Here is a 23610-nt window from a genome sequence, read left to right on the forward strand (position 1 = left end):
TAAAATACTTAATACTAGGTATTTTAAGCCAACATTACAGCCGCTTTTTTATGGTATTTGTTTCTATAATCAATAGGAGTTAAACCTGTAATTTTCTTAAAAACATCTCTAAAGGCTTTCGTGTCAGTATAACCCACATCATACATTACTTCAGTAATATTCTTTCTGCTCGATTCAAAACTTCGCTTTGCAGCTTCAATCTTAACGCGTTGCAAATATTCAATCACCGTATTATTTGTGGCCTTTTTAAACCTGCGCTCAAAACTCCGTCTGCCCAAAGCCAGCATACCTGCCAACTGATCTACTGTAATTTTATCCTGATAATTACCATCTATAAACTCTTGCGCCTTTTTAATCTCATGGTCTTCATGTTTTTTCTGTCCTTGAAACATCATAAACGCCAACTGACTTTCTCTATCAATATCAATCGCAAAATATTTTGAGGCTAATATTGCGGTATCCCTATCGGTGTATTTCTCTACCAAATAAAGCAATAAATTCCAGTAAGAATTTGCTCCGCCGCTAGAGTATAAACCTTTTTCTTCTGTAATAATACTTCCATCAACCAGTTCAACTGCCGGAAACATCTCTCTAAAATCAGTTGCAGATAACCAATGCGTAGAACATTTCTTTCCGTCCAACAAACCAGTCGATGCCAATAAAAAAGCACCAATACATAACGACACTACTTCGGCGCCTTTATTATATTGCTCAATTATCCAAGGTTGTAAATCTTTGTTCAACTCAACAGCCTGTTTCATATCGCCACTTAAAGCAGGAATAAAAATAAGATCAGTTTTTACAAGCTCATCAATTAGTAAATCTGTATGCACCGAAAACAAATTATTGTTCAATTTTATTTCCCTTTTTAAGCCCACCAATTGTATGTTAAACATCGGCGCTTTACCAGCTGCAACTAAAAAATCATTCACAGCCGTAAATAAATACCTCGGATCAGCGATAGCCTCTATCACAGCCGTTTCGGGAACTAAAATTGTAACATGCTTCATTAAACAAATATAATTGATGCATTTGTCGTAAACAACCCCTTCAATTGTCTCTTATACACTATTCGGGTGTTAAGTAGAGTATTTAATTTTGATAAATAAAAAGATGTATATCCTTAATTAGTCAAAATTTTAGACTAGCAACCACATGGCACATATTTATTCATACCTAACATTTAATGGCAATTGTCGCAAGGCGATGACCTTTTACCAACACTGTCTTGGCGGAGAACTTAAGTTTCAAACCATAGGTGAAACTCCATTAACTGATAAAATGACAGATAAAATGAAAAGTTATATTGTTCAAGCTACGCTTACCAAAGGCGATTTAATTTTAATAGCCACAGATTTGGTAACAGATGAAGGACTAACAAAAGGAAATGCTGTTTCGTTACTGTTAAACTGCAGTTCAGAAGAAGAATTGAATGCCTATTACAATAAACTTTCTGTAGGTGCAAAAGCCACCCAAGCCGCTGAGGTTAATTTTTGGGACACCCTATTTGCTTCCATAACCGATGAATTCGGAAATAATTGGCTGTTAAATTACAATAGAAATTAAAGAAGTTGTTAAATAGTAGTGGTAATTCTCCTTGTAGAAATTACATACGCACCCACACCACCTACAAGTAAAAGCAGTACCCAAACATAATCATCTAAAGGCAAACTAACGTTGCAAAGATCTACAGTGTAATGAACATAAGTGCCATAACTAGCACCACTCTGATTATTAGTTGGATTTACATAGTTATTAACCCAGCATTGCGAACCCTGATCATATATATCATTGCTTTCAATATAATTGCACTGTTCTCCTGGACTATAATCTATAGCATAAACTTGTCCGTTTCTATTGTATACTTTGTAAGTTGTTCCCCAAAAATTTGTGCTTCCTAAATATTGAGTATACACCGCATCTCCAATTCTACATCCATAGTCAGATACAGAACTTGAGCCATGCGCAAATGAAACAGTGTTTAAAAGTGTGAAAAGCGTTAAAACGAAAAGTAATCTTAAAAATCTCATTAAAGGAACTGATTATTAATTCATTATACACAATAGATATGCCATTTGTAAGTATGATATTGTATTATTTACAATAACTCAATTGCTAAAGCTACCAACCTATGTTTAAACAGTTAAACTTTCTAAATGTTAGCTTAGCATGACGAATAAAATCAATTTTATTAAAATAAAAAAAACTGATGGGTAAAAATGGGGAACATTATTCCAATAATTCCCTAGTTAATCCACACTATAATTCAGCGCAAAGCGAAGTGTTTCCTTATGAAAAACTAGCACAACTCATTTCAAATCAATATAACTTATCATTCATAACAAAGTAAATAAACGCTAAACATCAGCTACGCAAAAAATATAAAAATTATTTTCCTCAAATGGATGCCCTTGGCACAAAACATATATAAGCATAATAATAACACGCTCGTCATTACGAGGCACAGCTTGTCCCGATTTCTCGGGAAAGCAATCTTAAAGCGAATTAAAAAAAACTAAAACTATAAACTAACCCATCTGCTAAAACGCTCGTCATCCTGAGCGCAGTCGAAGGATCTTTAAACTAAAACTAAAAAAACCAAAAACTGTAAACTAGTCAATCTGCTAAAACGCTCATCATTCTTAGCGCAGCCAAAGGATCTTTAAAGTATATCTACAACCTACAACCTTCACAATACTGCCCGCAACCATGCAATCCCCCTCTCCTTTGGAGAGGAGTTTGGGGTGAGGCTCTAATATGCCACCTGCAACTTTCAATATGCCACCTGCAACTTTCAATATGCCACCTGCAACTTGTAATATGCCACCTGCAACTTGTAATATGCCACCTGCAACTTGTAATATGTCACCTGCAACTTGTAATATGCCACCTGCAACTTGTAATACGTCACCTGCAACTTGTAATATGACACCTGCAACTTGTAATACGTCACCTGCAACTTGTTATATGTCACCTGCAACTTGTAATATGCCACCTGCAACTTGTAATATGTCACCTGCAACTTCTAATATGACACCTGCGACTTTTAATATGACACCTGCAACTTCTAATATGACACCTGCGTCACCTAAAATCTGTTAATCTGTGGTAAAAACCACTACATTTTCAATTAAAACCACTACAATTTCATTAAAACACCAATAAAATATCATAATATAAAGAAAAACTAGTACTATATTAGAAATAACCTAAAACATTTAGTCAACACCTTTGTTAAAACTGAAGTTTTAAACGAATATAAAGCATCAAAGTGTCATGTAGCGTTAAAGTACTAACCCTAATCCATTCCCAATGAAAACATATAGCCCATTTTTGTATGTAACACTAGCTACCTACTTCTTAATAACCAGTTGCAATCAAACAAAAACCATAGAACAACAGATGGATAGCCAACACACTATCTGTTATATAGCAATCAGTGCAAACGATACAGCATGGCTTAAAATAGATACCTCAAGCAAGCAAATTAAAGGGCTTCTAACCTTTAGCTATGCCAATAAGAAAAAATTCGAAGGACAATTCAAAGGAACAATAAACGGAGATACCCTAAAAGGACATTACGACTTTAAAGTAAACAAAGTTGATAAATGGTATAGAAACCCAGTTGCCTTCCTAAAAAAGGAAGGCAAGTTAACCATGGGTGTTGGTGAAATCTCTATGGTGTGGGGCTCTGCTTTTTTCGATGATAAGGTGCCAATAAATTACGATAAAGGAAGATTTGTTTTTGATAAAGTAGGGGAGTGTAACCCTTAAACCTCACTCGTCATCTTACCCAAAAAAACTTTTTAATGTGCTATAATAATCGCGTCATTGCGAGTCTCCGATTTTTCATCGGGGCGAAGCAATCTTTCCTAACTAGATAGATTGTATATAGCTGTTTAGAAGATTTAACTTTAATCACATAGACAGATAGTTAACATAGCAACTGTATTAGAACCTATGTTTTCTATGTGTCTATGTGGTAAAAAAAATGTACAACATGCTGTTCGAATACTTATGATTTCAAATCCGCAAAATCAATAAAACGATATGCCTTTTCCAAAAGAGATTCCTTTGGCACAAACATCTCGAAGTGCAACAATGGATTTTACTAACTCTTAAATCTTTCTTAGATGTCTAAGGTGGTAGAATTTTTCTTTGCTCTTAACCTAAACCTCGCTTGTCATCTTACCCAAAAAAACTTTTTCATCCTCATTTAAATACGGACTTAGTTTAGCATACACATTTGCATGGTAAGTATTCAACCAATCGATGTGTACTTTTTCTAATAGTTCTTTTTTAACCAAGGTAGTGTCAATTGGAGCAAGTGTTAAGGCTTCAAAAGCATAAAATTCATTAAATTCATTGGCTTGGTCAGCAATAGTTAACACCAAATTCTCTATACGAATGCCATGTTTGCCAGAGCGATAAATGCCAGGCTCAATAGAAGTAATCATACCCAGCTCTACCGCCACAGGTGTTGCAGTAGCATTAAATACTTGAGGCCCCTCATGTACATTTAAAAAATAACCTACCCCATGACCAGTTCCATGCCCATAGTTTAAGGCATAATCCCACATTGGTCGGCGAGTAATAGCATCAATTTGGTAGCCACAAGTTCCTTTAGGGAAACGAGTTTTGCTGCCTTCTATCATCGCTTTTAGCACTAAAGTATAATCTATTTTTTCCTCCTCAGTATTGTCACCCATAGGGATCATACGTGTAATATCTGTAGTACCATAACGGTACTGACCACCTGAATCCACTAAAAATAAACTTTCAGTTTTAATGGCTACATCACTTTCTTTTGAAGCAGCGTAATGAGGTAAGGCACCATGAGCTTTATAACCAGCAATAGTGTTAAAACTTTCGCCCATAAAACCATCTTGTTTTGCTCTAAAGGCTTTCAATTGAGCTGCAGCAGATAGTTCTGTAATTTCTATTTTACCAATAGTGTCTTTAATCCATTTTAAAAACTGTGTAATCGCTACACCATCTTTAATCATTGCCTTACGTGTGTTGGCAACTTCTGTCTCGTTCTTTACAGCTTTTAAATGAGTAGACGGATTGGTTTCTAAAATACGTTGAACAGAAGCAGGAATAAGTTTATACAAAGCAAAACAGTTACGCTTTGGATCTATGAGTATTGAACTTTCTGCAGGTAAAAACAGTAAATCATTAGCAATGTTATCATAAGCTAAAATTTCTACACCACTTTGTGCTAAACTTGCTACATCGCTTGCACTTAATTTATTATGCTGAATATATAACGTAGCTTGACTTTCCGAAATCAATGCAAAACTTAACACTACCGGATTATAACTTACATCCGCACCGCGGATATTAAATAACCAAGCTAAATCATCTAACGATGAGATTAAGTGATAAGCAGCATGCTGTTGTTTTAAAGCCTGTCTAACTGCTGTCAGTTTAGCACTAACCGACTGACCAATAAATTCATCTGCTATTAAAAAAGCAGGGTTTGTAGGTAGTGCTGGTCTGTTTTCCCAAATTGGGCTTAAGTAATCTTTATGTTGAAAATTGATTTGTTTGTAAGCCAATTCTTTATGAAAAAGTTCTCCTAATAAAATAGAAACTAATTTCTCATCAAAAGCGATAGTAGCGCCATTGGGTAAAGTTTCGCCAAGCCATTGTATATATTCCGGACTTGCTTGAACCTTTAGTTTTACCAATTCAAAACCGCTGCCTTTTAATTGTTCTTCAGCTTGTTCAAAATATCTGAAATCTGCCCATAAACCAGCGAAATCTTGTGTAATTACAACCGTACTAACCGAGCCTTTAAAGCCAGTCGTAAAAGCAATACACTTATAATGGTCGGGTAAATATTCACTAATATGAGGGTCTGCAGAAGGGATAATGTAAGCAGCAACGCCATCAGCTTTCATTTGTTGGCGAATAGCAGTTAGTTTTTCAGAATAAGTCATGTGCAAATGTGAGAAAGAATTAGGAAATGAAAAAATTGTTTCAACATTTAATAGTCAAATAGTAGATGGAGAGGCTAATAGTTAATGGTCCATTGTTTGGATGTATACTAGAAGATGTGAAATTTCTGCAATTGGACAATCAACTATTAACTATGGACTAATTTGTTAACGATTAGACCATCAACCATTAACTATTAACTAATTTCCTAAGTTTTAAAGTTCTTAAAATAATGGGCAAGATATGTTTTGGGCGCTTCACCCTTTACCGATTTAAACACTCTGTTAAAATTTGTTACGCTATTAAAACCACACGTATATACCACCGTTGCAATGTTTTCGAACTTGCCACTGGTTAGTTTTTTGCAGGCCTCATTAATGCGCAATTCATTTAAAAACGAGACAAAAGTTTGTCGCGTATGCTTTTTAAAATATCTGCAAAATGCTTGTGGCGTCATGTGTGCTTCCGAAGCAACCTCATCCAAACTAATTTGGCGTTCATAATGTTGCATTAGATAGTTAAATATATTTCCAATGCGTATCCCCTCAGTTTCAGAAAAGCTAGCCATTTTTGCACTAGATAATGTTTCTCCTTTATTCCCATCCTGATAAAGTGCTTGCAGTAAATCTAAAAATTTAACAACCACCTCATGGTTCTTAGCATACTGAACACTCAACATTCGTTGGATAATAGCATCTGTTTGGGTTGTTGGAACTTTATAGCCGCTTTGCTTTTGTTGTAAAAACGATTGAAGCAATTGCATTTCGGGCAATGCCAATATGGGAGCCAACCTCCCATTAGGATCAAAGAAGATCATCAATGCCTGGATCTTTAAATCGCTTCCTTCTTCAAAATATTCTGGATTGCTTTTAAATAAGTGCGGTTGATTGGCACCTAACAAATAAATATCATTCTTCCTAAATGCATGCATGTTGTTATCTACAACAAGTGTACCTTCCCCTTCTTTAATCCAAATCAATTGAGCCTCTTTATGTCGATGTAGATAAGGATAAAAATGTGACATATTATCCTCTTGAACAATAATAGTAAGGTCGTGAGCAACAGGAATTGTAAACTGTAAGACTTTCATTCTAATCTAAATTTAACTTATGTTAGTTTAAGTTATCTATTTATGGGTTAAAATAGGGTAAATTAAACCGTTTACTTATCTCATTTATCAAATAATAAATAATATTAGTACAATAAATTGGAAAAAATCAATAAATGGGTGTTAAAGTTAATATTCGTCTATTATTCATTAAATCTTGGTAAATACCGTAAACTATCTCGCACTACATTTGATTAAAATTATTTGATATGAAACATATTGCTTGGCAAGGCGTGTATCCAGCGCTTTTAACACCTTTTACTGAAAACGATACAATCGATTATCCGTTATTTAAGAAAAATTTAGATGCTCAATTGGCAGCTGGTGTAGATGGAGTTATTATTTGTGGATCTTTAGGTGAGGCGAGTACCTTAACAAAAGAAGAGAAAACAGAGTTTTTAACCTATACAGTTAAAGAGGTTGCTGGTCGCGTTCCTGTATTAATTAATGTAGCAGAGCAGATTACAAGTGTGGCTATTGCAATGGCTCAAGAAGCAGAGCAATTAGGCGCAGATGGTATTATGTTATTGCCGCCATTAAAATATAAAGCTGCTGATGATGAAGTGGTAACTTATTTTCAGGCAGTTGCCTCTGCTATTCAAATTCCTATTTTAATTTATAATAACCCAGTTGATTATGGAATTAAGGTTTCGATAGCAATGTTTGAAGAGTTGTTGCCTTATGAGAACATTCAAGCTGTAAAAGAAAGCACCAGAGATTTAGCAAACATTACCAACATGATCAATAGATTTGGCAATAGATTTAAAATTTTAGGTGGAGTAGATACCATTTCATTAGAATGCTTAGTTTTAGGTGCCGATGGTTTAGTAGCTGGTTTAGTTGATGCTTTTCCAGCAGAAACGGTAGCAATTTACAGATTGGTAAAAGCTAAACGATACGATGAAGCTTTAGCAATTTATAGATGGTTTATGCCCTTGTTAGAATTAGATATTCACCCTAAATTAGTACAATATATTAAGCTTGCCGCAACTGCTGTAGGCATTAGTTCTGAATATGTAAGAGCGCCAAGATTAGTAATAAAAGGAGAAGAAAGAGAGCGAGTTTTGAAAATTATTAATGATGCTTTAGCTAATCGCCCAACATTGCCAGACTATTTAAACTTAGCAGTAGAAGCGGTTTAGTATTTATCATTAACCTTTTTAAGGGAAAAAATATAGAATATGTACAACGATAATACAACAGCAGAGCTGGAAGAAGTGATGGCGAAAGCTGTAAGTGCTTTTCATCAATATAAAACCTATTCACTTGCACAACGTGCTACTTTTATGCGCACAATTGCTAAAGAAATTGAGGCTTTAGGAGATGAATTGATTCAAACTGCAATGGCAGAAACCAATTTGCCCGAAGCTCGTTTAGTGGGAGAAAGAGGAAGAACAATGTTTCAGCTAAATAACTATGCGGCAGCTGCCGAACAAGGAAATTGGTTAGAAGCAAGTATTGATACGGCAGTACCAACAAATACGCCACCTAAACCAGATTTACGTAAAATGTTAATCCCTTTAGGCCCAGTTGTAGTATTTGGGGCAAGTAATTTTCCTTTTGCGTATTCAACTGCTGGCGGAGATACAGCTTGTGCATTCGCTGCGGGTTGCCCAGTTATCGTTAAAGCACATCCGGCACATGCCAAAACATCTACATTAATGGCTAGTGCTATTTTAACTGCTGCTACAAAATGCAATATGCCCGATGGTATTTTTAGTCATGTGTATGGTGCAGGTTTTGAGGTGGGAGAATATTTAGCTAAACATGATGCCGTAAAAGCGATTGGTTTTACAGGTTCTTTTGGTGGTGGTAAAGCATTGTTCGATTGGGCTAACCAACGTAAAAATCCTATTCCTGTTTTTGCAGAGATGGGTAGTGTAAATCCAGTATTTATTTTACCAGAAAAAGTAGCTACTGAATCAGAAAGCTTGGCTAAACAAATGGCTGGTTCTATCACCTTGGGCATGGGTCAGTTTTGTACCAATCCGGGTTTAATCATTGCCATAGATACTGATGGTTTAGAACGGTTTATCCAACATCTTAAAAGAGAAATAAAGACTGCCGTTCCAGCAAAAATGTTGCATCAAGGTATTGCTGCAAACTATGCAGAAAAGTTAGCAAAAGCGTTGGCACAAAAAGGAGTACAAGTAGTTTCTCAAACCGATGAAGAAGTAGAAGATGGTAAAGGGCTAATTACTTTAGCAACTACAAATGGAAAGACCTTTTTGCAAAACCCAACCTTACATCAAGAGGTTTTTGGTCCTTATTCTTTAATTATCCAATGTGCAGATGAGAAAGAATTATTAGCAGTTGCAAAAGCAATTGAAGGACAATTAACAGCTACTTTAATGGCTACGCCAAATGATATTAGAGCACACCAAGAATTGTTAAATTACATACAAGATATTTGTGGTCGTTTTATTTTTAATAATGTTCCCACAGGGGTGGATGTAAGTTTGCCAATGCATCATGGCGGACCTTATCCAGCAAGTACCGATAGCCGTTTTACGTCTGTAGGTGCAGATGGAATTAAACGCTTTGCTCGTCCATTGTCTTACCAAAATTGGGATGATGAATTCTTACCAGAAGAATTGAAGAATGGTAATCCGTTAAATATCTGGAGAACTGTAAATAATGAATTAACTCGCGATCAAATTTCATGAAGAAAACATTTAGTTGTATAGATGCCCACACCTGCGGGAATCCGGTAAGAGTGGTAGCAGGTGGAGGTCCATTATTGGTAGGAAATAGCATGATGGAGCGTCGCCTACATTTCCTTAAGGAATACGATTGGATTCGCAAAGGATTAATGTTTGAACCTCGTGGCCATGATATGATGAGTGGCAGTATTTTATATCCACCAATAGATTCAGCTAACGATATTGGCGTTTTGTACATCGAAACTAGCGGTTGTTTACCCATGTGCGGTCATGGTACAATTGGCACCGTAACTATTGCAATTGAAGAAGGATTAGTAATCCCTAAAGTGCCTGGAAAATTGCGTTTAGAAACTCCAGCGGGATTAGTATTGGTAGAATATGTGCAGATAGATGGAAAAGTTAAATCGGTAAAACTGATTAATATTAAATCTTTTTTAGCTGCTGAAGGACTAACTGTAAACTGCCCTGATTTAGGAGAATTAATAGTGGATGTAGCCTATGGCGGGAATTTCTATGCAATTGTAGATCCTCAAAAAAACTTTAAAGGATTAGAGAATTACACCGCAGATCAATTGATTAGTTGGAGTAGAACTTGTCGCAAGTTGATGAATGAGAAATACACTTTTGTACATCCAGAAGATCCAAACATTAATGGCTTAAGTCATTTTCTATGGGCTGGTGCTACCATTTCACCTGAGGCGACTGCTAGAAATGCTGTTTTTTATGGCGATAAAGCAATCGATCGCTCGCCTTGCGGTACAGGAACATCAGCCCGTATGGCGCAATGGTTTGCCAAAGGGAAATTAAAAAAAGGAGATAAGTTTATCCATGAAAGCATTATTGGTTCTCAATTTATCGGCACCATTGAAGAAGAAACAACGATTAACGGTCAACCAGCAATTGTACCAGGTATAGAAGGTTGGGCAAAAGTTACAGGTTATAACACCATTTTTATAGATGATGATGATCCGTATGCGCATGGTTTTCAGGTGATATAAACCTCACCCCAGCCCTCTCCTTTAGGAGAGGGAGTTTGAGCGACCTTGTCATATCCTCCTTAATAACACACTTTGTCATCCTGAGCGAGCTTGCACTGAGCGTAGCCGAAGTGAAGGATAGCCTAATGAACAAATGAACCAATGATACAAATGAACGAATCATCCCCAACAAATAAAGGCAATATCACCATCATCGGAGCAGGTATTATCGGCTTGTGTTCTGCCTATTATCTCACCAAACAAGGCTTTAAAGTTACGTTATTAGAGCAGGGCGATTTGCTTAATAACTGTTCTTCGGGCAATGCGGGCATGATTGTTCCGAGTCATTTTGTGCCATTGGCAGCGCCAGGAATGATTAGTAAAGGCATAAAATGGATGTTCGATAGTAAAAGTCCGTTTTACGTGAAGCCATCTTTAAATCCAAAGCTGATTTCTTGGGGATTGAAATTCTGGAAATACTCAAATCAACAACATGTAGATCGTGTTGCAGAACCGTTAAGAGATTTGCATTTATTGAGTAAGGAATTATATGATGAGTTAGCCAAAGAACCAGAACTGAATTTTGGTTTGGAAAAGAAAGGCATTTTAATGCTTTATAAAAACCAAGCTACTGGTGATGAAGAAATACATATGGCCAAAAAAGCGCAGCAGTTAGGATTAGATGTAGCAATTTTAAATGCCAAAGAAACGCAGGATTTAGAGCCAGATACCAAATTAGACATATTAGGATCTGTTCATTATCGTTGCGATGCGCATTTATATCCCAACGATTTGGTGAAACAATTAATTACCTATTTAAAAGCTAATGGAGCTGAAATTATTACCAATTGTAAGGTTAATGGTCTAGAAACTACTAACGGAGAAATCAAAACTATTCACACCACAAAAGGTGATTTTACAACAGATACAGTAGTGATGACAGGTGGCTCATGGCTGCCAGAATTGGCTCAACAAGCTAATTTGACTATTCCGATTATGCCTGGTAAAGGGTATTCTTTTATGGTAGATCCGACTAGTCCAATTCATCATCCAGCATTATTACTAGAAGCAAGGGTTGCAGTAACGCCAATGAATGGTCAGGTGCGTTTTGGCGGAACCATGGAAATTGCGCCAATTAATCACAAAGTGAATATGAATAGGGTGCAAGGAATTGTAAATTCTATTCCTCAATATTATCCAGATTACCAAGTTGCCGTTCCTCAAATCGATAAAATATGGTATGGATTTAGGCCTTGCTCTCCAGATGGTTTGCCATATATTGGTTATAGCAAAGGTTTAAAAAATCTAATTGTAGCAGGTGGTCATGGCATGATGGGAGTTAGTTTAGCACCTATTACTGGCAAACTGGTGTCTGAATTAGTAACAAATGCTAAATTATCTAAAGCGATAGATATCTATTCGCCAAACCGCTTTAATTAGTTTATATCTCTTTCACAACTTGTCATTTCCGTCCTAAAGGTTGGTGTCCTCACCGACCTTAGTAAGTTAGGGTTTCGGTTGGTGAGACACCAACCGATAGAGAAAATCTGTTAAGTAGATCTCTCAGTCGCTTCGCTTTTTCGAGATGACGTGGAGGCTAAGTAAAATAAAGTCTACAATTTTAGTAGTCTTTATTAAAATATTGCTATTTTTGGAAAGTTTTGTTTTAACTCATTCAAAATTCCAAGATTATGCAAGCACAATTAAATCAGATACAGCAAAATTTTCTTCCGCATTGCGCTACACAAGCTAAAGATATTATTTTACTACATGGTTTGTTTGGCAACCTAAGCAATTGGAAAACCGTAGAGAAAAGATTTGCAGTCGAGCATAAAGTTTGGGCGCCAGAACTCCCACTATTTAATAATCTGATAGGGCAGGGACTAAATAAGTTGGTTACGTTTTTAGAACAGTATATTGATCAAAATAAAATTGTAAAGCCAGTTTTAATAGGTAATTCTTTAGGCGGTCATGTGGCTTTGCTCTATACGTTAAAACATCCTGGCAAGGTAGAAAAATTGGTTTTAACAGGAAGCTTTGGCTTGTATGAAAACACTTTTGGTGGCTCTTTCCCTAGAGTAAAAGATTACAATTACATCAAAGCGAAAATTGAAGATGTATTTTACCAAAAAGAAGTAGTAGATGATGAAATGATAAATCATGTTTTTGGAGTAGTACAGCATAAATTAAAAGTATTATCTATTATTGGTTTAGCTAGAGATGCACAGAAGCAAAACTTAGCGGCATACTTACCAGATATTCAAATTCCGGTGTTGTTAATTTGGGGTCTGCAAGATATTGTAACTCCGCCAGCAGTAGCTGATGAATTTAATCAATTATTACCCAATGCCACCCTGCATTACATTAATCACTGTGGTCATGCACCCATGATGGAGCAACCAGAATTGTTTAATACCTATGTTAGCCAATTTTTAGTTGCATAAAATGGAGCATATTAACTACTTGGCTTTTGCAATTCCTGCGTTTTTTATTTTTTTGTATTTGGAGTATGCGCTAGCAGTTCATCTAAAAAAAGGACATTTATTCAAATATGAAAGTTCGGTTTCTAACGTAAGTATCGGTATTGCAGAGCGATTACTGAACCTGTTTATCGCTGCTAGTTTTTATGAGTTATTTAATTACGTCTATAAAAACTACGCTGTATTTAATATCCCAAATACGTGGTGGGTATGGGTTTTACTAATTTTAGCTACAGATTTAGTTTGGTATTGGTATCATCGGTTAGGTCACCAAGTTAATTTTTTGTGGGCTGCGCATATTGTACACCATCAAAGCGAAGAGTTTAATTTAAGTGTATCTGCAAGAATTACCGCTTTTCAAGCTTTAATACGGAATATTTTTTGGTGTGCATTGCCATTTGTTGGTTTTCACCCTGTGATGGTAATTACTATTTTAACCGTACATGGCGCTTACTCTTTTTTCACTCACACACAGTTGATTGGTAAATTAGGATGGCTAGAACATATTTTAATTACTCCGTCATTGCATGGTGTTCATCACGCTAGCGATGAAAAATATTTAGACAAAAATTATGGTGATGTATTTGTGTTTTGGGATAAATTGTTTGGCACTTTTCAGCGAGAAGAGGGGGCCCCAAAATATGGCTTAACACATCCAATTAAAAGCTATAGTTTTTTGTGGCAACATTTTCATTATTATTTCGAATTAATTGAAGCTTTTAAAAGAGAAAATGGCATAAAAAACAAATGGAAAGTAGTATTTGGCAATCCTGCACTGCTTAACCAAGATATTAGACCATTGTTAGAAAAACGGTTTTTACAACATAAATCTAATGATCAATATCGATTTAAATTTAAGAAATACCTTAACGGACAACTTATTGTTTGTGTAGCATTTTTAACTTTTACTACTGCATTTTTTAGCTATTTAGACTTGGCTGATAAACTTTTCATCTTGCTATTTATTCTCTTAACCTTAATTAATTGCGGTGCATTATTAGAACAACGTAAGTGGATTTATTATTTAGAGTGTTTGCGATTAATACTTGTATTTAGCTATGTTTTCTTAAAGTTCGATTTACTAGGACTAATTTTTATCCCAACTCTAATTTTAATCCTTTTAGAAAGAGCATTTTCGCTAAGTAATGTATACCGAAATTATGTACTGCAGTACGAAAAAGTAACTAATTAAGTTAGCTAAAAATACCCCAAGAACATGTTACATTACTTATGACGAATTTTTTTCAAAACTCACATTTTAATTATTAGCTTTGTTTTTATATGCTATCCAAGAAAACAAAGTACGCTATAAAAGCGCTGGTAGTTTTAGGAAAAAACCTATCACAACCGCCAATGCAAATTGCTCGTATCGCAGAAGAAGAGCATATTCCTAAAAAATTTTTAGAGCAAATACTACTAGATCTCCGCAATGCGGGATATTTATACAGTAAAAAAGGAGCTGGAGGCGGTTATAGCCTAAATAAAAATCCAGAAGACATTTACTTGGTAGATATTTTACGTATTACTGATGGTCCGATTGCAATGGTGCCATGTGCCAGTTTAAAGTTTTATCACAAATGTGAAGAATGCCATGATGAAGTAACATGTGGTATTCGTAAAGCATTTATTGATGTAAGAGACGCCAGTCTTAAGGTTTTAAGTGAAACAAGCATCGCTCATATTATCGAAAGCGAAAAGGCACTTCTTAAATTGGATTAGTAAATTTTAACTCATCAAACCAATCAATTTTAACAATTTTCTGAACTCATAAAACATCAGATTGTAATGTCTTTAAATCTTTTTTCAAATAAATAAACTACTAAGTCTATATACTTTATATATTTGCAGTAATAAATTATTAGTTTTGTATCTTAATTTTGATACAAAACCTCCAAACCAATATTTAATTAGTGTAAGAAATGCAGAGTTTTAGAACAGAACTGGAAAATCCTATTGTAGAAAAAGACATTATCGATTTAGAAAAAAAGATAAATGATTTTCGTTCTGGAAAAATTCATGACGAACGTTTTAGGAGTTTGCGCTTGGCTCGTGGTATTTACGGACAAAGACAGCCTGGCGTACAAATGATTCGTATTAAATTGCCTTTTGGTAAAGTAACATTTAAACAATTTCTTCGCATTGCGGATATTGCTGATGAATACGGAAGTGGAAATTTACACCTTACAACTCGTCAGGATATACAAATTCACTATGTAAGTTTAGATAGAACGCCAGAACTTTGGGCAAAATTAGAACAAGATGATGTTACGATTAGAGAAGCATGTGGAAATACGGTTCGTAATGTAACTTCATCACCAACTTCAGGCATAGATGCAGACGAACCTTTTGATGTTTCGCCTTATGCGCATGGAGTATTTGCTTATTTCTTGCGTAATCCAATTTGCCAGGAAATGGGAAGGAAAATTAAAATCTCATTTTCTTCTAGCGAAAAAGATACCGCATTTAGTTATATCCACGATTTAGGTTTTATCCCTAAAATAAATGAAAAAGGCGAACGTGGTTTTAAAGTTTTATTTGCAGGTGGCTTAGGAGCGCAACCATTTTTAGCAGCTTCAATAAATGATTTTTTGCCAGAAGATGAATTAATTCCATTCTCTGAATCGGTATTAAGAGTTTTTGATCGTTATGGCGAACGTACCAATAGAAATAAAGCTCGTTTAAAATATTTAGTTCAAAAACTAGGTTTAGAAGAGGTTTTACGTTTGGTTGAAGAAGAACAATTGGCCAACAAAGTAAAAACCTTTAAAATAGATTTAACTACAGTTCCTCAACCTGTTTTTCCGGTAAGTCAAAATTATCCGCCAGTTGAAATAGCAAACGAAAACCATTACCAACATTGGTTGGCTACAAATGTTTTTGAGCAAAAACAGAGTGGATATTTCGGCGTATATGTAAAAGTACAGGTTGGCGATATTAAAACTGATAAAGCTAGAACTTTTATCAATGCCATTAAACCGTTTGTAGCTGACGAGATAAGAATTACACAAAATCAGGGTTTATTGCTAAAATTTGTGAGTGAAAATGCTTTGCCATCATTATATAATGCATTATTCAACATCGGTTTTGCCAATGCAGGTTTTGATAGTTTAGCAGATATTACCACTTGCCCAGGCACAGATACGTGTAATTTGGGTATATCGAATAGCATGACTTTAGCTGAGGTTTTAGAAGAAGTGATTTATGAAGATTTCCCTGAGTTTATTTACGAGAAAAACATCAAAATAAAAATTAGTGGCTGTATGAATTCTTGCGGTCAACATGGTTTGGCCGAAATTGGTTTTCACGGTAGTTCGGTAAAAGCAGATGGTAAAGTTGTACCAGCAGTGCAAGTGATGTTGGGTGGTGGTACAGTTGGCGATGGCGTAGGCAGAGTAGCAGAACGTGTAATTAAAGTTCCATCGAAAAGAGCAACACAAGTTTTGCATTATATTTTGAACGATTTTAAGACTAATAATTTAGCTGATGAAAACTTTCATCAATACTATGATAGAAAAGGGAAAGATCATTTTTATCAATTATTAAAACCTTTAGCAGATTTAACAGCATTAAAAAATGAAGAATTTGTAGATTGGGGACATGAAGAAATTTTTGCAACTGCCATTGGTGTTGGAGAATGTGCTGGTGTTGTAATTGATTTGGTTGCTACCTTATTATTAGAAGCTGAAGAGAAATTTAGTTGGGCAACACAAGCTTTAAATGAACAGGCATTTGCCGATGCAATTTACCATGCGTATAGTGTATTTGTGAGTGGCGCTAAAGCCTTATTGCTGGATAAAGGCATTAATAGCAGTACACAAATTGGCGTAATTCGTGAGTTCGATAATAACTATGTAGCCACTGGAGAATTTAGTTTTGATACCAATTTCTCTGATTTGGTTTTACAGATTAACAAGAATGAACCATCTTCTGAATTTGCACAACAATATCTTGCAGCTGCAAATCAATTTTTAGAACAAGTTAAAGCCGTTAGGGCAGGAGCATTACAATCATGAGAGATCAAAAAATAAATAAAGAACCAAAAATAACCCTTTTAGGCGCAGGTCCTGGAGATCCGGAATTGTTAACTTTAAAGGGAGTAAAAGCGTTGCAAACTGCAGATGTTGTATTGTATGACGCATTAATTTGCGAAGCATTACTAGCTTATGCACCTGCTAATGCGATTAAAGTGTACGTAGGCAAACGTTCTGGTGAGCATTCTTTTTCGCAGGACGCTATTAATAAATTAATGATAGATTACGCTTTAAACTATGGTCACGTAGTGAGATTAAAAGGCGGCGATCCATTTGTTTTTGGTAGAGGATATGAAGAATTAGATTATGCAGCTTCATACAACATTCCTGTAAATGTAATTCCGGGTATTTCAAGTTCTATCGGAGTTCCTGGTTTGCAACAAATTCCAGTTACGCATCGCGGTTTAAGCGAAAGTTTTTGGGTTATTACCGGTATGACTTCTTCAGGAGAGATTTCTGAAGATATTTATCAAGCGGCTAATTCAAAAGCAACCGTAATTATATTAATGGGCCTAAAAAAATTACCAGAAATTGTTGAAATTTTTAAAACTTCCGGTAAACATAATTTGCCAGCTGCGGTAGTTCAAAATGGTTCATCTGAAGATGAAAAACTAGTAGTTGGCACAGTTGATTCAATTTACGATATCGTTAAAAGAGAAAAAATTGAAGCGCCTGCATTGTTAATTTTTGGAGAAGTAGTATCGCTTCATCCATCGTTTAAATCGTTAATTAAACAATATGCTTCCATTGCCTAACATTCAAACTAATAATGTGGCTTTTTCTCAAAAGGAAGAAGGAAATCAGCTGTTTCCAGTTTTTATAAAGCTGAATCAGTTGCGTACATTATTAATTGGCGCAGGTAATATTGGCTTAGAAAAGTTAAATGCAATCGTAAAAAACAGTCAATATGCAAGGGTTACAGTTGTTGCCGCTGTAGTTTCTCCAGAATTCCGTTTGTTTTTAGCAAATCATCCAAACATAAAACTAAAAGAAAAAAGTTTTGATGCTGGTGATTTAAATGATATCGACATTGTATTCGCCGCAACTAATAACAACGATTTAAATGAAGAAATAAGAACGGCAGCACACGAAAGAGGTTTGCTAATTAACGTGGCTGATAAACCAGAATTATGTGATTTTTATTTAGGTTCTATTGTACAAAAAGGCGATTTGAAAATTGCAATTTCTACCAATGGGAAATCGCCAACAATCGCCAAACGTTTAAAAGAGATTTTAAATGATAGTTTACCAGCTGAGTTAGACACAACGCTGCAAAATATGAGCGCCTTGCGTCAAACTTTAAACGGAGATTTCGCTGTAAAAGTGAAAAAATTGAATAAGGTTACGGAAAGCTTAATTAATCCAAGAAAAAGCTTTTTAGCCGCAAATATTAATTGGTTAATTTGGTTGTCCATTGTAATTTTCTTAGGCGCTGTAGGTTTCACATTGTGGAATACAGAACCAGAATTTCAATCGTTCCTTATTCATATTGATTCATTATTTTACTGGTTTTTAGGAGCAGGATTTGTTTTTGCAATGATAGATGGAGCAATCGGAATGTCGTATGGCGTTACCTCTGCATCTTTTTCATTAGCAATGGGTTTGCCGCCAGCATCAGCCAGTATGGCTATTCATATTTCTGAAGTTTTAAGCAACGGCATAGCCGGATGGATGCACTTTAGAATGGGAAATGTAAACTGGAAACTCTTTAAATTATTAATCATTCCAGCGATTGTTGGGGCAGTTCTTGGTGCTTATTTATTGTCATCATTAGAACATTATAGTCAGTACACAAAACCTGTTGTGGCAGTTTATACGCTTATTTTAGGTGGAATTATTTTAATGAAAGCCTTTAATATCAGAAGGAAAAAAGCAGAAAATAAAATAAAAAGAATTGGAATTTTAGGCTTTTTTGGAGGATTTATAGATGCGGCATTTGGTGGTGGATGGGGTTCAATCGTCCTTTCTTCATTAATTGCTGGAGGTAGACATCCTTTGTTTTCTTTAGGAACAGTAAAAATTTCAAGATTTTTTATAGCCACATTAAGTTCATTAACGTTTTTCACCATGTTAGGCGGCAGGTATTGGGAAGCAGTTTTGGGTTTAATTATAGGAAGCGCTTTAGCATCGCCAATAGCGGCAAAAGTATCTAATAGGATTTCGGCAAAAACCATTATGGTGGCCGTAGGTATTATTGTTATGTTGGTAAGTGCTCGCAGTGTTATTTTATTCATTTTAAAATTGATTTAAGATGGAACATTTAGAAAAAAATATAAAAGAAGAATTAGCAGGTTTAACTATTATCGATAAGTTGTGGTATTTAGCTCGCAAGTTTGAAGGAAAAATAGTGTTTAGCACAAGTTTTGGTTGGGAAGATCAAGTAATAACGCATCTTATTTTTGCAAATAACATCCCAATTAAAGTGTTTACGTTAGAAACAGGTCGTTTATTTCCAGAAACCTATTATGTGTGGAATAGAACTTTGGAAGTTTATCAACAACCTATTCACGCGTATTATCCGCAAACAGATTTAGTGCAAAATATGGTCAATACAAAAGGACCAAATAGCTTTTATGAATCGGTTGAAAACAGGAAAGAATGTTGTTACATCCGTAAAATAGAACCATTAAAACGAGCATTAAATGGTAATGAAATTTGGATTACTGGAATTAGAGCAGAGCAAAGTCCGAATAGAGAAGACATGAAGGATGTGGAATGGGATGAAGGTAATAAACTTTTAAAATTTCATCCAATTTTTGAATGGACTTTAGATGAAGTAAAACAATACATAAAGGAAAATAACATAGTTTATAATACGTTGCATGATAAAGGTTTTCCAAGCATTGGTTGCGCTCCATGTACAAGAGCGGTACAACCTGGGGAAGATTTTAGAGCAGGCAGATGGTGGTGGGAAGATCAATCAAAAAAGGAGTGCGGGTTACATCAAGCGTCGTAATTTTAATAACAGAATAAGAATTTTAAATATAAAAGCCCCTTCAGGGGTTGTGGTATGAGTAGATATAATTTAGATTATTTAGATGAATTGGAGGCCGAGGCTATTCACATTTTACGTGAAGTGGCGGGGCAATTTGAGAAACCTGCACTGCTTTTTTCGGGCGGTAAGGATTCTATTACACTAGTGCGTTTGGCAGAAAAAGCATTTAGACCTGGTAAATTTCCTTTTCCATTGGTACATATTGATACTGGACATAATTTTCAAGAAACGATTGATTATCGAGATAAAATGGTAGCCAGAATAGGTGAAAAATTAATTGTGGGTTCTGTACAAAAATCAATTGATGAAGGAAAAGTAATAGAACAAACTGGAAAAAATGCGAGTAGAAATGCGCTACAAACGGTTACGCTTTTAGATACAATTTTAGAAAACAAGTTTGATGCTTGTATTGGTGGGGCTCGTAGAGATGAAGAAAAAGCCAGAGCAAAAGAACGTATTTTTTCAGTTAGAGATGAGTTTGGTCAATGGGATCCAAAACGTCAACGCCCAGAATTGTGGAATATTTACAACGGTAAAATTCATAAAGGCGAAAATGTACGTGTTTTTCCAATAAGTAACTGGACAGAACTTGATGTTTGGAATTATATCCGCAGAGAAAACATTGAATTACCAAGCATTTATTTTGCACATCAACGCGATTGTATTACCAGAAATGGTCAGTTAATGGCAGCTTCTCCATTTTTAAATATGGATGAAGAAGATATTGTAGAGAATAAAAAAGTGCGCTTCCGTACTGTTGGAGATATGTCTTGTACAGCTGCTGTAGAATCTGATGCTGATTTAATCGATGATATCATTCAAGAAATAAGCGATTCTAAAATATCAGAACGCGGTGCTCGTATGGACGATAAAGTTTCTGAAGCCGCAATGGAAGACAGAAAAAAAGGAGGATATTTTTAAACAAGATTTGAGTATTGAGATGTGAGATTTGAGAACCTTGCATCCTCCAAATTTAAAATAAATATAAATATTAATGAAGTTAGAGAGTTTGTCATTTCTCATATCTCAAATCTAACTTCTCACATCTCAAAATTATGAACATATTAAAATTTTTCACAGCAGGTAGCGTAGATGATGGTAAAAGTACCCTTATCGGCCGTTTGTTATACGATACAGATTCCATCTTAGCAGATCAATTAGAAGCGTTACAAAATTCTAATCGAAAAAACGATGATGGAACAATAGATTTAGCCATTTTAACCGATGGACTAAGAGCAGAACGCGAACAAGGAATTACTATTGATGTGGCCTATAAATACTTTCAGACTGAGAAGAGAAAATTTATTATAGCCGATACTCCGGGCCACATTCAATATACTAGAAACATGGTTACAGGTGCTTCTACAGCGAATTTGGCTATCATTTTAATTGATGCTAGAAACGGAGTTGTAGAGCAAACTATTCGCCACTCGTACTTGGTTTCGCTATTGGGAATTAAGCATATCGTAGTTTGTATTAATAAAATGGATATGGTTGATTATAGCGAAACTGTTTTCGATGCCATCACTAATAAATATAAAATATTAGCAAAACAACTCAATTTAGAAGATGTTACTTACATTCCTGTGAGTGCATTAAAAGGCGATAATATTGTACAACCTTCGGCTAATATGCATTGGTATGAAGGAGAAAGTCTATTGCACTTTTTAGAAAAAGTAGATACAGATCATCAAGAAACTTTAGCACAAGCTCGTTTCCCAGTTCAATGGGTAATTAGACCTCAAACAGACGAATTGCATGATTATAGAGGTTATGCTGGTCGTGTATTAAGCGGTACATTTAAAGTGAATGATAAAATAACCGTATTGCCATCTGGAGCGAGTTCATCTATCAGTAAAATAGAATTTTTTGATAATGAATTAAAGGAAGCTATTGCTGGTCAATCGGTTACCATTCATTTAAAAGATAATATTGACATTAGTAGGGGAGATAGTATTGTAAATTCATCGGCTTTGCCACACGATACTAAACTTATTGAAGCTGATTTATGTTGGATGGATAGCCGTGCATTAGATACTTCATTGGTCTATTTAATTCAGCACAATAGCAAAACTACCAAATGTAAAATCGATGAAATTTTGCACAAAGTGGATATCAATACGCTAGAAAAACACAGCGCCGAAGAGTTTAAATTGAATGATATTGGAAGAGTTATTCTTAAAACTGCTGAAGCTTTATCTTTTGATATTTATAATGAAAATCGTACAAATGGTTCTGCAATTTTGGTAGATAGTCGAACAAATTTAACAGTTGGTGCTTTAATGTTTAGAGCTGCGGTAGAGTAGTTAATAGATCATATTTGGATGCATAGGAATTGAGTTAGAGAACTATCTATATGCATCCAAACCATTGACTATAAGCCATCAACTATCAGTTAAAAATTATTTAAAAATAAATACTACTAATTCCATAGATATTATATATATTTGTTGCATTGTTATATTAATTTGTTGAAAGATGATAGTAAAGCAGCTAGAAAAAACCATAATTGAGCCAAAAATTACTTTAGTTGGTGCAGGCCCTGGAGATCCAGATTTGTTAACGTTAAAAGGTGTTAAAGCCTTAAATACTGCAAATGTTGTATTGTACGATGCTTTGGTAAATGAAGCATTATTAAATTATGCTCCAGAAAATGCCATTAAAGTTTATGTAGGTAAACGCTCTGGCGATGAATCATTTTCACAAGAATTAGTCAACAAATTAATGATAGATTACGCTTTAAACTATGGTCATGTAGTTCGACTAAAAAGCGGCGATCCATTTGTTTTTGCTCGTGGTTACGAAGAAATAGATGTGGCAGAATCATATAGTATTCCAACAGAAATTGTTCCAGGTGTTTCTAGTGCTTTGGGAGTTCCAGGCTTGCAAAAAATCCCTATGGTTTATGGTACGCTAAGCGAAAGTTTTTGGGTAGTTACAGGAACAAATGCTGCCGGAGAAATCTCACAGGATTTACATGTAGCTGCAAAATCCAACGCTACAATTGTAGTGCTAATGGGTGTAGAAAAGATTAAAGAAATTGCCTCGATATTTAAAGCAGAAGGAAAAGCTAATTTACCAGTTGCCGTGATAGAAAATGGTTCATCAGCTAAAGAAAACGTAGTTGTTGGCGTGGTAGAAACGATTGAAGAATTAATTATCGAAAAAAATATTAGTTCTCCAGCATTGTTAGTATTTGGTAATGTGGTATCTCTCCACCCTCAATTTAATGCAATAAAAGAGTTTTACGCTATTCTTGAAAGAGAAGAGTACTAGGTTCTTATAAATTATACTTATTTTTTTGTTTGTTGTGAAGGCCTTGGTAGTTTATCAAGGCTTTTCTTTTTTGAAAATATTCCCCTTAACAAATGTCTTTTTCAATAAGGAATTTTGAAAATTATTTTTAAGAAATG

General features: G+C 35.2%; 21 protein-coding genes. 17 read left to right on the top strand and 4 right to left on the bottom strand.

All coding sequences use genetic code 11. The features are described from left to right. Positions 1 to 23: 23 nt before the first annotated feature. Positions 24 to 1010: a GlxA family transcriptional regulator gene (locus GM921_RS02330; protein ID WP_182921003.1), complete on the bottom strand. Its 987-nt coding sequence runs from the start codon at positions 1008 to 1010 to the stop codon at positions 24 to 26. Positions 1011 to 1155: 145 nt separating this feature from the next. Here GM921_RS02330 and GM921_RS02335 point away from each other — a divergent pair, with 145 nt between their 5' ends. Then, positions 1156 to 1566: a VOC family protein gene (locus tag GM921_RS02335; protein ID WP_182921004.1), complete on the top strand. Its 411-nt coding sequence runs from the start codon at positions 1156 to 1158 to the stop codon at positions 1564 to 1566. An 8-nt stretch (positions 1567 to 1574) separates the two neighbouring features. Here the strand turns inward: GM921_RS02335 and GM921_RS02340 are convergent, their stop codons facing one another. Then, complete coding sequence (locus tag GM921_RS02340) at positions 1575 to 2030, bottom strand: hypothetical protein (protein WP_182921005.1); 456 nt, start codon at positions 2028 to 2030, stop codon at positions 1575 to 1577. 727 nt (positions 2031 to 2757) lie between these two features. Here GM921_RS02340 and GM921_RS02345 point away from each other — a divergent pair. After that, complete coding sequence (locus GM921_RS02345; protein WP_182921006.1) at positions 2758 to 3102, top strand: ribosomal eL19 family protein; 345 nt, start codon at positions 2758 to 2760, stop codon at positions 3100 to 3102. 210 nt (positions 3103 to 3312) lie between these two features. Then, positions 3313 to 3774, top strand: coding sequence for a hypothetical protein (locus tag GM921_RS02350; RefSeq protein WP_182921007.1), 462 nt, complete (start codon positions 3313 to 3315; stop codon positions 3772 to 3774). 395 nt (positions 3775 to 4169) lie between these two features. Here GM921_RS02350 and GM921_RS02355 read toward each other — a convergent pair whose 3' ends face one another. After that, positions 4170 to 5945, bottom strand: a complete 1776-nt coding sequence (locus GM921_RS02355; protein ID WP_182921008.1) for an aminopeptidase P family protein — start codon at positions 5943 to 5945, stop codon at positions 4170 to 4172. A gap of 206 nt (positions 5946 to 6151) precedes the next feature. Next, positions 6152 to 7033: an AraC family transcriptional regulator gene (locus GM921_RS02360; protein ID WP_182921009.1), complete on the bottom strand. Its 882-nt coding sequence runs from the start codon at positions 7031 to 7033 to the stop codon at positions 6152 to 6154. 227 nt (positions 7034 to 7260) lie between these two features. Here GM921_RS02360 and GM921_RS02365 point away from each other — a divergent pair, with 227 nt between their 5' ends. The 14 genes from GM921_RS02365 (at position 7261) to cobA (GM921_RS02430) (ending at position 23473) form a co-directional block, all read left to right on the top strand. After that, entirely contained in the window at positions 7261 to 8193 is a 933-nt protein-coding gene (locus GM921_RS02365; RefSeq protein ID WP_182921010.1) for a dihydrodipicolinate synthase family protein, read from the top strand. 39 nt (positions 8194 to 8232) lie between these two features. Next, positions 8233 to 9717: an aldehyde dehydrogenase (NADP(+)) gene (locus GM921_RS02370; protein WP_182921011.1), complete on the top strand. Its 1485-nt coding sequence runs from the start codon at positions 8233 to 8235 to the stop codon at positions 9715 to 9717. Then, entirely contained in the window at positions 9714 to 10712 is a 999-nt protein-coding gene (locus tag GM921_RS02375; protein ID WP_182921012.1) for a 4-hydroxyproline epimerase, read from the top strand. The genes GM921_RS02370 and GM921_RS02375 overlap by 4 nt, the downstream gene beginning before the upstream one ends. Before the next feature lie 150 nt (positions 10713 to 10862). After that, on the top strand, positions 10863 to 12131 hold the full coding sequence (locus tag GM921_RS02380; protein ID WP_182921013.1) for an NAD(P)/FAD-dependent oxidoreductase: 1269 nt from the start codon (positions 10863 to 10865) through the stop codon (positions 12129 to 12131). Between the two features lie 251 nt (positions 12132 to 12382). Beyond that, positions 12383 to 13135: an alpha/beta fold hydrolase gene (locus tag GM921_RS02385; RefSeq protein WP_182921014.1), complete on the top strand. Its 753-nt coding sequence runs from the start codon at positions 12383 to 12385 to the stop codon at positions 13133 to 13135. Between the two features lies 1 nt (position 13136). Continuing rightward, a complete protein-coding gene (locus tag GM921_RS02390) occupies positions 13137 to 14363 on the top strand; it encodes a sterol desaturase family protein (RefSeq protein WP_182921015.1) in 1227 nt (408 codons plus the stop codon). Between the two features lie 89 nt (positions 14364 to 14452). Next, positions 14453 to 14890, top strand: coding sequence for an RrF2 family transcriptional regulator (locus GM921_RS02395; protein WP_182921016.1), 438 nt, complete (start codon positions 14453 to 14455; stop codon positions 14888 to 14890). Positions 14891 to 15090: 200 nt separating this feature from the next. Then, on the top strand, positions 15091 to 17184 hold the full coding sequence (locus tag GM921_RS02400; RefSeq protein ID WP_182921017.1) for a HEPN domain-containing protein: 2094 nt from the start codon (positions 15091 to 15093) through the stop codon (positions 17182 to 17184). Continuing rightward, a complete protein-coding gene (gene cobA, locus GM921_RS02405; RefSeq protein ID WP_182921018.1) occupies positions 17181 to 17957 on the top strand; it encodes a uroporphyrinogen-III C-methyltransferase in 777 nt (258 codons plus the stop codon). Before GM921_RS02400 ends, cobA (GM921_RS02405) begins: the two co-directional genes overlap by 4 nt. Next, complete coding sequence (locus tag GM921_RS02410; RefSeq protein ID WP_182921019.1) at positions 17941 to 19452, top strand: TSUP family transporter; 1512 nt, start codon at positions 17941 to 17943, stop codon at positions 19450 to 19452. Before cobA (GM921_RS02405) ends, GM921_RS02410 begins: the two co-directional genes overlap by 17 nt. A 1-nt stretch (position 19453) precedes the next feature. Then, entirely contained in the window at positions 19454 to 20158 is a 705-nt protein-coding gene (locus GM921_RS02415; RefSeq protein WP_182921020.1) for a phosphoadenylyl-sulfate reductase, read from the top strand. Positions 20159 to 20212: 54 nt separating this feature from the next. Continuing rightward, a complete protein-coding gene (gene cysD / locus GM921_RS02420) occupies positions 20213 to 21118 on the top strand; it encodes a sulfate adenylyltransferase subunit CysD (protein ID WP_182921021.1) in 906 nt (301 codons plus the stop codon). A 134-nt stretch (positions 21119 to 21252) separates the two neighbouring features. Beyond that, a complete protein-coding gene (locus tag GM921_RS02425; RefSeq protein WP_182921022.1) occupies positions 21253 to 22503 on the top strand; it encodes a sulfate adenylyltransferase subunit 1 in 1251 nt (416 codons plus the stop codon). 172 nt (positions 22504 to 22675) lie between these two features. Continuing rightward, on the top strand, positions 22676 to 23473 hold the full coding sequence (cobA, locus tag GM921_RS02430) for a uroporphyrinogen-III C-methyltransferase (RefSeq protein WP_182921023.1): 798 nt from the start codon (positions 22676 to 22678) through the stop codon (positions 23471 to 23473). Positions 23474 to 23610 lie beyond the last annotated feature (137 nt).

Origin of the sequence: Pedobacter planticolens (genome assembly GCF_014172375.1) — a bacterium.
GTDB lineage: Bacteria > Bacteroidota > Bacteroidia > Sphingobacteriales > Sphingobacteriaceae > Pedobacter > Pedobacter planticolens.